Origin of the sequence: Streptomyces alboniger, from assembly GCF_008704395.1 — a bacterium.
Lineage (GTDB): Bacteria > Actinomycetota > Actinomycetes > Streptomycetales > Streptomycetaceae > Streptomyces > Streptomyces alboniger.
In genome coordinates, this window is sequence record NZ_CP023695.1 from 6,336,993 (window position 1) to 6,349,022 (window position 12,030).

Here is a 12,030-nt window from a genome sequence, read left to right on the forward strand (position 1 = left end):
CCCTGTGATGACACGTCCCTCCCGCAGGCATTTCGTGACCTGTGCGGCCTCCGCGCTCCTGCTGCTCGCCACCGCCGCCTGCGGCCCTTTCGGCGACGACGACAAGGCCGCCGACGCCGGTCCCTCGTTCACCGTCGCCGCCGCGGGCGACATCCTGATCCACCCGCAACTCACCGACCAGGCCCGCAAGGACGCCAAGGTCACGGGCAAGGGGGAGAAGGGCATCGACTTCCGGCCGATGATGGCCGGGGTCAAGCCGGTCATCAGCAAGGCCGACCTCGGCATCTGCCACTTCGAGCCGGTGGTGGGCAAGCCCGGCGGCCCCTTCCAGAGCTACCCGGACTTCCTCGTGCCGCCGCAGATCACCACGGCCATCAAGGACATCGGCTACGACCAGTGCTCCACGGCGTCGAACCACACGCTCGACCACGGCCCCGCCGGCGTCACCCGCACCCTGAACGCGCTCGACAAGGCGGGCCTGCGCCACACCGGTTCGGCGCGAACCGCGGCGGAAGGCGGCAAGCCGCTCATCACCGAGGTGAAGGGCGTCAAGGTCGGCCAGATCGCCTTCGCCTTCGGGTTCAATGGCCGCGAGGTCCCCAAGGACAAGCCGTGGATCGTCAACCAGAACGACTTCGGCGCGATCGCCGCCGCCGAGAAGAAGGCGCGCAAGGCGGGCGCCGAGGTAGTGATCCTCAGCATCCACTGGGGCCGTGAGAACCAGCCCAACGCCAGCGCCCCCCAGATCAGGCTCGCCCGCCAGATCGCCGAGAAGACCGGCATCAACCTCGTCATCGGCCACCACGCGCACGTCGTCCAGCCGATGGAGAAGGTCGACGGCACCTGGATCGCGTACGGACTCGGCAACCAGGTCGCCCGGCACGACGTGCCCAGCGGTCTGACCGAGGAGGGCGTGATCGGCTGGTTCGAGTTCGTCAAGCGCGGTGGCGAGTGGGACGTCGACGCCAAGTACGTCCCCACGTTCGTGGATATCCCGCCGGATCCGGACGAGACCGGCGCCCTGCCCAAGGGGGCCGTCGAGGACCACCGGCTCCTCGATGTGGCCGCCACCCTGCGGGACGGCGAGGGCCTCAGCGAGCAGCAGCGCTCCCGCTACCGCCTCGCCTTCGAACGCACCCAGGGCACACTCCTGAACAGGGGTGCGAGCAAGGACGGCCTCGAACCGCTGGAAGAGCTGCCCGCCGACTGACCGGAAGGACCGCTTCCAGCTGATCCGAGGGGCAAACCCTCGATCGGTGCGAGCTAGCTCACATTTCGAGTACTTCGTACATCCCTCCGGACGAGTCGCGGGTCAAAGCTCTCCGGAACGCATCACCCTGCGCTTCCGTACCCCGCGTCATTCCAGGAGAGGAGCACCCCTTGGCCGCTTCGCGTTCGAAGCGGCGGCACAAGGTCCGCCGAAGGACCGACATGTCCCTGCTGGGTGGCATACGTCCCCCCATCGCCGTGCTGTCGGTCCTGCTCCTCGCCCTCGCGGGCATCACCGCCCTCACCCTCGGCCGCGTCGGACAGGAGGCCGTCCCCAAGGCGGTCAAGCTGTCCCAGCAGCACTTCGCCGAGGACGGCGCCATCGCGCTGCGCGCCTCCATCGACGAGTCCGTCACCGACCTGACCCGGACCGCCGAACTCTTCAGCGCGGGCGAACCGGTCGCCCCGGACGCCGTCCTCGACAAGATCGGCAGCGTCTACCAGAAGTGGATGGGCACCGCGGTCGTCGAGATCTCCTCCGGCAAGCTCCTCGCCGCCCGCGGTGAGAACCTGCCGCTGACCGCCATCGACCGCGGCGCGCTCGCCGACGAGGACGGCCTGGCCCCGCGCATGGTGCGCCTGGAGAACGGCGAGACCCGCCTGCTCTCCTTCGCCCTGCTCACCTGGAAGGGCCAGCCGCAGCAACTCCTCGTCGCCTCCAGCAGCCTGCGCTTCCCCGGCATCAGCCTCGGCAAGTTCCGCTCCATCGCCGTCGTCGGCCAGGACGGCCACGTGCTGAGCACCGACGGCATCCCGGAGCCCGAGCAGGTCCTCACCGACCTCCAGCGCGAGGAGGTAAAGCAGTCCAACAAGCAGCTCAAGGCGTTCGCGGAAGCCGCCGCGAAGAAGACGCGTACGCATCCGCTCATGTCCAAGGAGCCCGGCTCGGGCGGCTTCCTCGGGGTCAGCGGCCACCTCACCGGCGAGCGCTACCTCGGCGAGCGCGCCATCGGCGGCTACGCGAGCCTCGCCGGACCCGAGGCGGGCAAGCCCACCGTGGCGACCCGGCTCGGCCTCTCCGTCGTGGCGATGGTCCCGGTCGCCGAGGACCCGAGGGCGACCAACAGCTCGGCCTTCGGGCTGCTCGCCGCGGCCGCTCTGCTGCTCATCGGCGGAGTCACCGTCCTCCTGCTCGTACGGACCGTCCAGCGCCCGCTGATCCGGCTCTTCCTGGAAGGCCGCCGCCTGAGCCGGGGCGACCTCGACCGGCCCGTCCCCGTGCCGAAGTCCGGCGAGGCCGCCCGCATCGGCGCCGCCCTCGAACGCCTGCGCCGCCAACTGCTCGGCGAACCCGCGCGGAAGCAGGACGCCCCCGGCCACCGCCGCAGGTTCGGCAGCCGCACACTGATCGCCGTCTGCGGAGTGCTCCTGCTCGCCTGGTCCGCGCCGCTCATGCTGCTGCTCAACCGCGCGGGCGACACCGTCGTCGTACCGCAGCAGATGGTCAACGACCAGCGCGAGCGCACCGACACCCTCACCGACCGCGTCCGCCGCGCCCTCAACGAAGGCCACGCCGACCTCACCTCCGTCGCCTCCCTCATGGGCGACCGCACCGAGGCCTCGGACATGTCCAAGGTCCTCGAAAGCACCCTGAACCAACACCCCCGCTACCAGTCCCTGTACGTCCTGGACGCCCGGGGCAAGGTGCTGGCCAAGGCCGGCGCGGACCCCCGCAGCCCGTCCGGCAAGGGACCGTCCGACCAGCCCATCCGCGTCCTCGACGAGGGCGGCAAGGAGCCGGTCATCCTCGGCACCGCCGAGGTGCAGGGGCGCCAGGGCGCCGCCGTGGTGGGCGAGTTCCGCATCGACTTCCTCAACTCGCTGCTCAAGCGCCCCGGCCTCGGCGAGGTCCGCGTCGTCGACGCCAAGCGCAAGGTGATCGGCGCCAACACCGGCTACCGCGAGTTCGAGGGCCTGCCGAGCGGCCGCCTCGACGCGCTCGCCGAGGGCACGGGCCAGAAGGTCGGCCTCAGCCCGCGCCCCAGCGGCGTCCTCTACCGCCACGGCGACGACATCCAGATCGCGGCCGCCGCGCCCTTCGTCGGCGGCGGCGCCGCCCACGCGCTCGGCTGGACCGTGCTCAGCTGGCAGCCCGCGTCGGGCCTCGCCATCCCCGAGTACAGCCTCCAGAACCGCACCGTCCTCGCCGGCCTCCTCGGCATCACCGCGGCGGCGGCCTGCCTGGGCTGGCTGCACATCGTCGTCGTGCGTCCGCTGCGGCACCTCGCCGACCAGGCGGAGGCGCTGGCCGACGGGGACCGCCGCACCGTCCTCTACCCGCGCCACCACGACGAGGTCGGCGCGGTCACCCGCAGCCTGGAACTCATCAGGCAGCAGCTGCCGACGGGCACCCAGCGCAAGCGGGACGGCGTCACCGCCGGCCTCGCCGGAAGGAACTGAACCGCCGTGCTCTTCCTCTACACCGTGCTCGTGGTGTGCTGCGCCATCCTGCTGACGGCCGGCGTCGTCGAACAGCGTCGGCACTTCACCAACCTGGAGCACATCCCCACCCGGGTCCTCGTCAACGGCATCCGCGGCAAGTCCTCCATCACCCGCCTGTGCGCGGGCGCGCTGCGCGGCGGCGGGCTCACCACGGTCGCCAAGACCACCGGCACCGCGGCCCGCTTCATCCACCCGGACGCCACCGAGGAGCCCGTCTACCGCAAGTTCGGCATCGCCAACGTCGTCGAGCAGATCGGCATCGTGCGGCGCGCCGCCGCGTACGACCCGGACGCCCTGGTCATCGAGTGCATGGCGGTCATGCCGGCCCTCCAGGAGATCAACCAGTCCAAGCTGATCCGCTCCACCATCGGCGTGCTCTGCAACGTCCGCGAGGACCACCTCGCGGAGATGGGCCCGACCCTCGACGACGTGGCGCGGTCGCTCTCGCGCTCCATGCCCGAGGGCGGCATCTGCGTCACGGCGGAGAGGGACCGCTACGCCATCCTCAAGGAGGAGGCCGACGCCCGGGACTGCAAGCTGATCTACGCGGACCCGGAGTCGGTCACCGACGACGAGCTGCGCGGCTTCAGCTGGTTCACCTTCAAGGAGAACGTGGCGATCGCGCTGACCGTCGCCGAACTCCTCGGCGTGGAGCGGGAGACGGCCCTCAAGGGCATGTACGACGCCCCGCCGGACCCCGGTGTCCTCTCCGTCGAGCGGTACGCCACCGAGGACGGCAGGAAGCTCCGCTTCGCCAACGTCTTCGCGGCGAACGACCCCGAGTCGACGCTGATGAACATCAACCAGCTGCTCGACCTCGGCGCCATCCACCGCCCGCTCAACGTCGTCATCAACTGCCGCCCCGACCGCGTCGAGCGCAACGGCCAGATGGGCGAGATCATCCCCGAACTCCGGCCGGAGAAGGTCTTCGTCATCGGCCACCCCGCCAAGTCCGCGATCGACGCGATCCCCGCCGAGTGGCGCTCGCGCGCCGTCGACCTCGGCGGCGACCGGCGCGACCCCGAGGAGTTCATGCGCGAGATGCTCGGGCAGCTCGGCCCCGACTCCTCGCTCGTGGCGATCGGCAACATCCACGGCCAGGGCGAGCTGCTCCTGGAACACCTCGCGGAACTGCCGCCGGACGAGAGCGAGGAGCAGGCCGCGGAGGAGCCCGCGCCCTTCTACGAGCCGCACGTCGACCCGTACCAGCACTACCCCGAGGCGTACGAGACGCGGTACACGGGCACCGGCCAGCATCCGCAGGTCCACGTGCCCGCCCAGCGCACCACGGACCGGTCCTACGAGGCGTACGCGCCGCACGACGCGTACGCGCCCCAGCAGGCGTACGCGCCCCAGGAGACGTACGAGCCGTATGCGCCGTATGAGCCGTACGGAGCCCACGGGTCCTATGAGCAGCAGGCGCCCCAGCAGCACGTGTACACCCCGCAGGAGACGTACGCCCCGCAGGAGACGTACGCCCCCAGGGAGCCGTACGCAGAACCCCCCGCCCCCCGCGGTCTGTTCGAGCCGCGGGTGCCGCCCGCACCGCCCGCCGCAGACGACACCCAGCAGTGGCACAGCCCAGGAGAGCCCCGTTGATTCACTCCGTCCTCACCCCTGAGATCGCCGCGATCGGCATCGCGCTCGGGCTGCTCTTCTCCCTGGTCTGCTATCTGACGACCAACCTCTCGCCCGGCGGCATGATCACCCCGGGCTGGCTGGCGCTGACCCTCGTCGAGGACTTGCAGCGCGCGGCCATGGTGGTCGGCGTGACCGTCCTGACGTACGCCGGCACCCTGCTGATGCAGAAGTTCGTGATCCTCTACGGCAAGCGGCTGTTCGCCGCCGTCGTGCTGCTCGGCGTGACGCTCCAGGCGACCGTGATGATCGTGCTGTCCATGGAGTTCCCGCTCATGTACGCGAACCAGACGCTCGGCTTCATCGTCCCCGGCCTGATCGCCTACCAGCTGGTCCGCCAGCCCAAGGGCCCCACGCTGCTCGCCACCGGCTCGGTGACGCTCATGGCCTACGTCGTCCTCACCGCCGGGATCCTCCTCGGCTTCATGCCGTCCGCCTGATTCCCAGGAGTCATTCATGCCACCCAAGAAGAAGCGTCCCGTCCTGCACGCGGCGACCGTGCTCGCCCTGCTCGCCGGCAGCGCCTATCTGACCGTGGAACTGCGCGAGGACGAAGCGGCCAAGGCGCCCAAGGTGCAGGCCGTCACCGACACCCCCGAGCTGCACAACAGCACGGGCCAGCAGGCGAGCGGGAAGCAGACGTGGGAGCGCCTGAAGAACCCCGAGCGCTCCGTCCTGCGCACCGACGGCGGCAAGGTCCTCGCCACCTTCACCGACGGCGCCCGCACCGCGACGCTGACCGGCCCGAGCCGCACCTTCACCGAGCCCGCCAACACCAAGTCCCGGGTGGTGACCAACGACTGGGTGCGGCTGATGCCCGAGGTCTGGCGCGAGGGCGCGGAGAAGGAGAAGTGGTTCAAGGACTGGTACAAGGAGTTCTCCGGCAGCGAGGAGGACGACATCTTCGCGATGGCGTTCCAGTACGTGGAGGGCGCGCCGGTCAAGAAGGACGACGAGGGCATCGCGTACGCGGGCGACGCCAACTTCGGCCCGCTGAACCCCGACGGCAGCTCCGGCAACGACCTGCGCCTCGAACAGTCCGACTTTTTCGACTACCTCGGCATCCCGTACACCTTCCGCAACGGCACCACCGCGCAGCCGGAGAAGGCGCGCGCCCGCTCCATGGACTGCTCCGGCTTCATCCGGACCGTCTTCGGCTACCGCGCCCGCTACCCCCTGATGGCCGACGACCGGTCCGGCGACGGCCTGCCCCGCACCGCCAACGGCATGGCGCGCGGCAAGGCCGGCACGGACGTCATCGAGCTGAAGGGCGTGGGCGCGGCGGACCGCCCCAAGTCCATCGACGTGGTGCAACCCGGCGACCTGGTCTTCTTCAAGCTGGACGCCCGCACCAAGCAGCGCCTGGACCACGTCGGCATCTTCCTCGGCCACGACGCCGACGGCCACAAGATCTTCATCTCCAGCCGCGAAGAGGTCAACGGCCCGACGATCGGCGACAAGGGCGGCACGTCACGCCTCGACGGCAACGGCTACTACGCCACGACGCTGCGCAGCGCCAAGCGGCTCTAGCGCTCCGCGGGGCGGGGCGGTTCCCCACCCTGCGGGTCGGTGGGGGATGGTCGCGCAGTTCCCCGCGCCCCTCAAGGGGCGCGTACCGTCCTGGGGCCCGCGCACGCTGCGCCCACCTCGCCCACCCTGCGGCGCAGCTCGCGGTCGGCCGTGATCACTACGCACGGCCGGCCCGCCGCCCCGGCGGCCACCTCCACGATGTGGTCGTCGCCGCTGCCGGGCGCGCTCTCCACGCGTACGCCCGGCACGGACTCCACGCCACGAGCGGCCCCCTCGACGACGAGCACGACGTCCAGCGGACCCGGATGGTCCGCGATGCCTTCTTCCGCGTACGCGACGAGCGCGTCCCGCAGCCGTTCCGCGGCCCCGCGGCGGTCCTTCCACCATCCGTCGGGCACGGATCCGACGACGTTCGCGGCATCGACGACGACGAGAGTTCTCATGCGGCAAACGTAAACTAATAGGCAAAACGCTGTGCGTCCGTGAACGTGGAAGGGTTGGCGCCGAGTCATGCCGTCGAGGTCCACCAGCACCGGTGCCCCGGATACCGCCCGCTGGCTGCTGCGCGGTCACGACGGCCGCCTCACCGCCTACGCCCGCGCCGCGGGAGGCCTCCTGCGCTGGACGGAGACGCGGCCCGGCGGCCCGGAGTGGAGCGGCCCCGACTTCTTCGAGGCGCCCGACCTCACCTACCTCACGCTCGCCCAGGGCACCGACGGATACGTGCACTTCGTGGCCCGGCGGGAGCGGCCGGGGGACGACGGCAAGGCCGTCGTCGACCTCGTGCACTCCATCCAGTACCAGACGGGCCGCCCCCTCATGGACTGGCGCTCGCTCGGCAACCCGCACACCAAGCTCGTCGAGCGCGCCCCGTACCTCGGCGCGCCCGCCGCCGCGGTGGACACGGCGGGCACCGTCCACGTCTTCGTGCGGGACGCGGTGGGCAGCGTACGGATGCGCCGCGAGGGCAAGGGCGGCAAGTGGGAGGGGTGGAAGGACTTCAAGGTCCGCGACACCCTGGACGGCATGGCCGCGGTCGCCACGTCCACGGGCCGCGTGGAGGTCCTCGCTCCCTCGGGCAAGGCCACCCTGCGCTGGGCCCAGGAGCAGCGGGGCGGTGAGCCGCAGCGCGCCGACGACGTGCCGGTGGTCGCCGCCCCCTGCTCCGGCACGGCCCTGGAGACCGCCCCCGACCGCCTCACGTACTTCGCGGCCGACGCGCTCGGCGACGGCGTCGTCGCCCACCGCCCGGCGAGCGGCGGCCCGCCGCTGCCCCTCGGCGGCGCCCCGGGCCCCGGCCCCACGGCGGCGCTGCGGACGACCATAGACGGCTACGACTGCACGGTCCTCGCCCACCGCACGAGCAACGGCCGCCCGGCGCTCGCCGCCTTCCCCACCGAGGACGAGGACGCGGGCCTGTGGTGGGCCGAGACCGGCGAACCGTGCCTGGGCGCACCGGCCTTGGCGCTCGACGCGCGGGGCCGCGTCGTCATGGCGGCGATCGGCCTCGACGGCTCACTGCGCCTCGCCCGGCAGAAGGCCGAGCCGGGCCTCGCGCTGGAGGCGTGGACTCGCGTGTGAGCGCACGAAGACGGGCCGTACGGGACAAGTCCCGTACGGCCCGCCGACGTTGGTGCGCGAGAGGTTACGCCGGGACGCTCGCCACGCCCTGCGCGAGGAACCGCTTGCCGTTCACCCGCTCGCTGACGCCCTCACGGTCCAGGTACGGCGTGATGCCGCCCAGGTGGAAGGGCCAGCCCGCGCCGGTGATCAGGCAGAGGTCGATGTCCTGCGCCTCGGCGACGACGCCCTCGTCGAGCATGAGCCCGATCTCCTGCGCCACGGCGTCGAGCACGCGGTCGCGCACCTGCTCCTCGGTCAGGACGGAGTCGCCCTGCTTGAGCAGAGCGGCGACCTCGGGGTCCAGCTCCGGCTTCCCGGAGTCGTACACGTAGAAGCCGCGCTTGCCCGCCTTGACGACGGCCGCGAGGTTCGGCGAGACGGTGAAGCGCTCCGGGAAGGCGCGGTTCAGGGTCTCGGAGACGTGCAGACCGATGGCCGGGCCGACCAGCTCAAGGAGGACCAGCGGCGACATCGGCAGGCCGAGCGGCTCGACGGCCTTCTCGGCGACGGCGACCGGGGTGCCCTCGTCGATGACGTTCTGGATCTCGCCCATGAAGCGGGTCAGGATGCGGTTCACGACGAACGCCGGGGCGTCCTTCACGAGCACCGCGGTCTTCTTCAGCTTCTTGGCGACGCCGAAGGCCGTGGCCAGCGACGCGTCGTCGGTCTTCTCGCCGCGCACGATCTCCAGGAGCGGCAGGACCGCGACCGGGTTGAAGAAGTGGAAGCCGACGACCCGCTCGGGGTGCTTCAGCTTCGACGCCATCTCGGTGACCGACAGCGAGGAGGTGTTCGTGGCGAGGATGGCGTGCGCCGGGGCGACCGCCTCCACCTCCGCGAAGACCTGCTGCTTGACGCCGATCTCCTCGAAGACGGCCTCGATGATGAAGTCTGCGTCGGAGAAGCCCTCGGCCTTGTCCAGGACACCGCTGACCAGCGCCTTGAGGCGGTTGGCCTTGTCCTGGTTGATACGGCCCTTGCCGAGCAGCTTGTCGATCTCGGCCTGGACGTAGCCCACACCCTTGTCGACGCGCTCCTGGTCGATGTCGGTCAGCACGACCGGCACTTCGAGGCGGCGCAGGAAGAGCAGTGCCAGCTGCGAGGCCATCAGACCGGCGCCGACGACGCCGACCTTGGTGACCGGGCGCGCCAGGTTCTTGTCCGGGGCACCGGCGGGGCGCTTGCCGCGCTTCTGCACGAGGTTGAACGAGTAGATGCCCGCGCGCAGTTCACCGCCCATGATGAGGTCGGCGAGCGCCTTGTCCTCGGCGTCGAAGCCCTTCTGGAGGTCGCCGTCCTTGGCGGCCTCGATGATCTCCAGAGCGCGGTAGGCGGCCGGGGCGGCGCCGTGCACCTTGGAGTCCGCGATGGCACGGCCGCGCGCCACGGCGGCGTCCCAGCCCTCGCCGCGGTCGACCTCGGGGCGGGTGACCTCGACGGAGCCGTTCAGGACGGAGGCCGTCCAGATCAGCGACTGCTCAAGGAAGTCCGCGCCCTCGAAGAGGGCGTCGGCGATGCCCAGCTCGAAGACCTGCTTGCCCTTGAGCTGACGGTTCTGGTTGAGCGAGTTCTCGATGATGACCGAGACGGCCTTGTCCGCGCCGATCAGGTTCGGCAGCAGCGCGCAGCCGCCCCAGCCCGGGACCAGGCCGAGGAAGACCTCGGGCAGCGAGAACGCGGGCAGCGCCTTGGAGACGGTGCGGTAGGAGCAGTGCAGACCGACCTCGACGCCACCGCCCATCGCGGCGCCGTTGTAGTACGCGAAGGTCGGCACGGCGAGCCCGGAGAGCCGCTTGAAGACGTCGTGGCCGCCCTTGCCGATGGCCAGCGCGTCCTCGTGGCGCTTGAGGATCTCCACGCCCTTGAGGTCGGCACCGACGGCGAAGATGAACGGCTTGCCGGTGATGCCGACGCCGACGATGGCGCCCTCGGACGCCTCCTTCTCGACCTGGTCGATCGCGGCGTCGAGGTTCGCCAGCGAGCCAGGGCCGAAGGTGGTCGGCTTGGTGTGGTCGAAGCCGTTGTCGAGGGTGATGAGCGCGAAGCGGCCCGCGCCCTGGGGGAGGTCGAGGTGGCGTACGTGCGCCTGCGTGACGACCTCGTCGGGGAACAGCTCGGCCGCACCCTTCAGAAGCTCAGCGGTCGTGGTGCTCACTTGTCGCCTCCGGCGTCCTTGTGGTTCGGGTTCTCCCAGATGACCGTCGCGCCCATGCCGAAGCCGACGCACATGGTCGTGAGGCCGTAGCGCACCTCGGGCTGCTCCTCGAACTGCCGCGCCAGCTGCGTCATCAGACGCACACCGGAGGAGGCGAGGGGGTGGCCGAACGCGATGGCGCCGCCGTACTGGTTGACGCGCGCGTCGTCGTCGGCGATGCCGTAGTGCTCCAGGAAGGCGAGCACCTGCACGGCGAAGGCCTCGTTGATCTCGAAGAGACCCATGTCGGAGATGGAGAGCCCCGCCTTGGCGAGGGCCTTCTCCGTGGCCGGGATCGGGCCGTAGCCCATGACCTCCGGCTCGACGCCCGCGAAGGCGTACGAGACGAGGCGCATCTTGACCGGCAGGCCGTTCTCCCGCGCGAACTCCTCGGAGGCGATGAGGGAGGCGGTGGCGCCGTCGTTGAGACCCGCGGCGTTGCCGGCCGTGACGCGGCCGTGCGTACGGAACGGCGTCTTCAGCCCGGCGAGGTTCTCCAGGGTGGTGCCCGGACGCATCGGCTCGTCGGCGGTGGCGAGGCCCCAGCCGGTCTCACCGGCCTCCTCGTTCGTACGGCGTACGGAGATCGGGACCAGGTCGGCCTGGATCTTGCCGTCGGCGTACGCCTTGGCGGCCTTCTCCTGCGAGCGCACGGCGTACTCGTCGGCGCGCAGCTTGGTGATGCTCGGGTAGCGGTCGTGCAGGTTCTCGGCGGTCATGCCCATGAACAGCGCGGACTCGTCCACGAGCTTCTCGCTCACGAACCGCGGGTTCGGGTCGACGCCCTCGCCCATGGGGTGGCGCCCCATGTGCTCGACACCGCCGGCGACGGCGATGTCGTACGCGCCGAAGGCCACGCTGCCCGCGACCGAGGTCACGGCGGTCAGCGCACCGGCGCACATGCGGTCGATGGAGTAGCCGGGCACGGACTGCGGCAGACCGGCGAGGATGCCGGCCGTGCGGCCGATCGTCAGGCCCTGGTCGCCGATCTGCGTGGTCGCCGCGATGGCGACCTCGTCGATCTTGGCGGGGTCGAGGTCCGGGTTGCGGCGCAGCAGCTCCCGGATGGCCTTCACGACGAGGTCATCGGCACGGGTCTCGTGGTAGATGCCCTTCGGACCCGCCTTGCCGAACGGGGTGCGGACGCCGTCCACGAAGACGACGTCCCTGACGGTACGAGGCACGATGGCTCTCCTCCAGGGTGCGGTTGCGCCACACCTGCGGCGCGCTTCCTCCGCCCACCCTACTTGCCGGTAACTATGCGGCCAAGGGAGGTCTCGGCGAGGCGAAGGTCACACTTGCCGCACCGCTCGGCGCAGGGGCTCTCCCCGGGG

9 protein-coding genes are annotated in these 12,030 nt (G+C 71.0%); 6 read left to right on the plus strand and 3 right to left on the minus strand.

Annotation, left to right across the window (positions count from 1 at the left end; translation table 11 throughout):
- The first annotated feature begins 7 nt into the window (after positions 1-7).
- The 5 genes from CP975_RS27925 to CP975_RS27945 all read left to right on the plus strand — a co-directional run bounded on the left by CP975_RS27925 (position 8) and on the right by CP975_RS27945 (position 6,879).
- Positions 8-1,210: a CapA family protein gene (locus CP975_RS27925; RefSeq protein WP_055531010.1), complete on the plus strand. Its 1,203-nt coding sequence runs from the start codon at positions 8-10 to the stop codon at positions 1,208-1,210.
- 221 nt (positions 1,211-1,431) lie between these two features.
- The gene (locus tag CP975_RS27930; protein WP_055531029.1) at positions 1,432-3,669 is read left to right on the plus strand and encodes a HAMP domain-containing protein; all 2,238 of its coding nucleotides are present in this window, start codon (positions 1,432-1,434) and stop codon (positions 3,667-3,669) included.
- A 6-nt stretch (positions 3,670-3,675) separates the two neighbouring features.
- Complete coding sequence (gene pgsB / locus CP975_RS27935; RefSeq protein WP_055531012.1) at positions 3,676-5,310, plus strand: poly-gamma-glutamate synthase PgsB; 1,635 nt, start codon at positions 3,676-3,678, stop codon at positions 5,308-5,310.
- Entirely contained in the window at positions 5,307-5,789 is a 483-nt protein-coding gene (locus CP975_RS27940; protein ID WP_055531014.1) for a poly-gamma-glutamate biosynthesis protein PgsC/CapC, read from the plus strand. Before pgsB ends, CP975_RS27940 begins: the two co-directional genes overlap by 4 nt.
- A gap of 16 nt (positions 5,790-5,805) precedes the next feature.
- Positions 5,806-6,879, plus strand: a complete 1,074-nt coding sequence (locus CP975_RS27945) for a C40 family peptidase (protein ID WP_055531016.1) — start codon at positions 5,806-5,808, stop codon at positions 6,877-6,879.
- Between the two features lie 71 nt (positions 6,880-6,950).
- Here CP975_RS27945 and CP975_RS27950 read toward each other — a convergent pair whose 3' ends face one another.
- Positions 6,951-7,322, minus strand: a complete 372-nt coding sequence (locus CP975_RS27950; RefSeq protein WP_055531018.1) for a PIN domain-containing protein — start codon at positions 7,320-7,322, stop codon at positions 6,951-6,953.
- Between the two features lie 67 nt (positions 7,323-7,389).
- On the opposite strand from CP975_RS27950, the gene CP975_RS27955 reads away from it, so the two are divergent.
- On the plus strand, positions 7,390-8,460 hold the full coding sequence (locus tag CP975_RS27955; RefSeq protein ID WP_055531020.1) for a PLL family lectin: 1,071 nt from the start codon (positions 7,390-7,392) through the stop codon (positions 8,458-8,460).
- Between the two features lie 64 nt (positions 8,461-8,524).
- Here CP975_RS27955 and CP975_RS27960 read toward each other — a convergent pair whose 3' ends face one another.
- Together CP975_RS27960 and CP975_RS27965 are read right to left on the minus strand one after the other, a co-directional pair.
- On the minus strand, positions 8,525-10,657 hold the full coding sequence (locus tag CP975_RS27960; protein ID WP_055531022.1) for a 3-hydroxyacyl-CoA dehydrogenase NAD-binding domain-containing protein: 2,133 nt from the start codon (positions 10,655-10,657) through the stop codon (positions 8,525-8,527).
- A complete protein-coding gene (locus CP975_RS27965; RefSeq protein ID WP_030779788.1) occupies positions 10,654-11,880 on the minus strand; it encodes a thiolase family protein in 1,227 nt (408 codons plus the stop codon). The genes CP975_RS27960 and CP975_RS27965 overlap by 4 nt, the downstream gene beginning before the upstream one ends.
- Positions 11,881-12,030: the final 150 nt, after the last annotated feature.

Bases quoted from the DNA above. Each gene is read 5' to 3' on its own strand.
- CP975_RS27925 (WP_055531010.1), top strand. From the start codon at position 8: ATGACACGTCCCTCCCGCAGGCATTTCGTGACCTGTGCGGCCTCCGCG.
- CP975_RS27930 (WP_055531029.1), top strand. From the start codon at position 1,432: ATGTCCCTGCTGGGTGGCATACGTCCCCCCATCGCCGTGCTGTCGGTC.
- CP975_RS27945 (WP_055531016.1), top strand. From the start codon at position 5,806: ATGCCACCCAAGAAGAAGCGTCCCGTCCTGCACGCGGCGACCGTGCTC.
- CP975_RS27950 (WP_055531018.1), bottom strand. From the start codon at position 7,322: ATGAGAACTCTCGTCGTCGTCGATGCCGCGAACGTCGTCGGATCCGTG.
- CP975_RS27955 (WP_055531020.1), top strand. From the start codon at position 7,390: ATGCCGTCGAGGTCCACCAGCACCGGTGCCCCGGATACCGCCCGCTGG.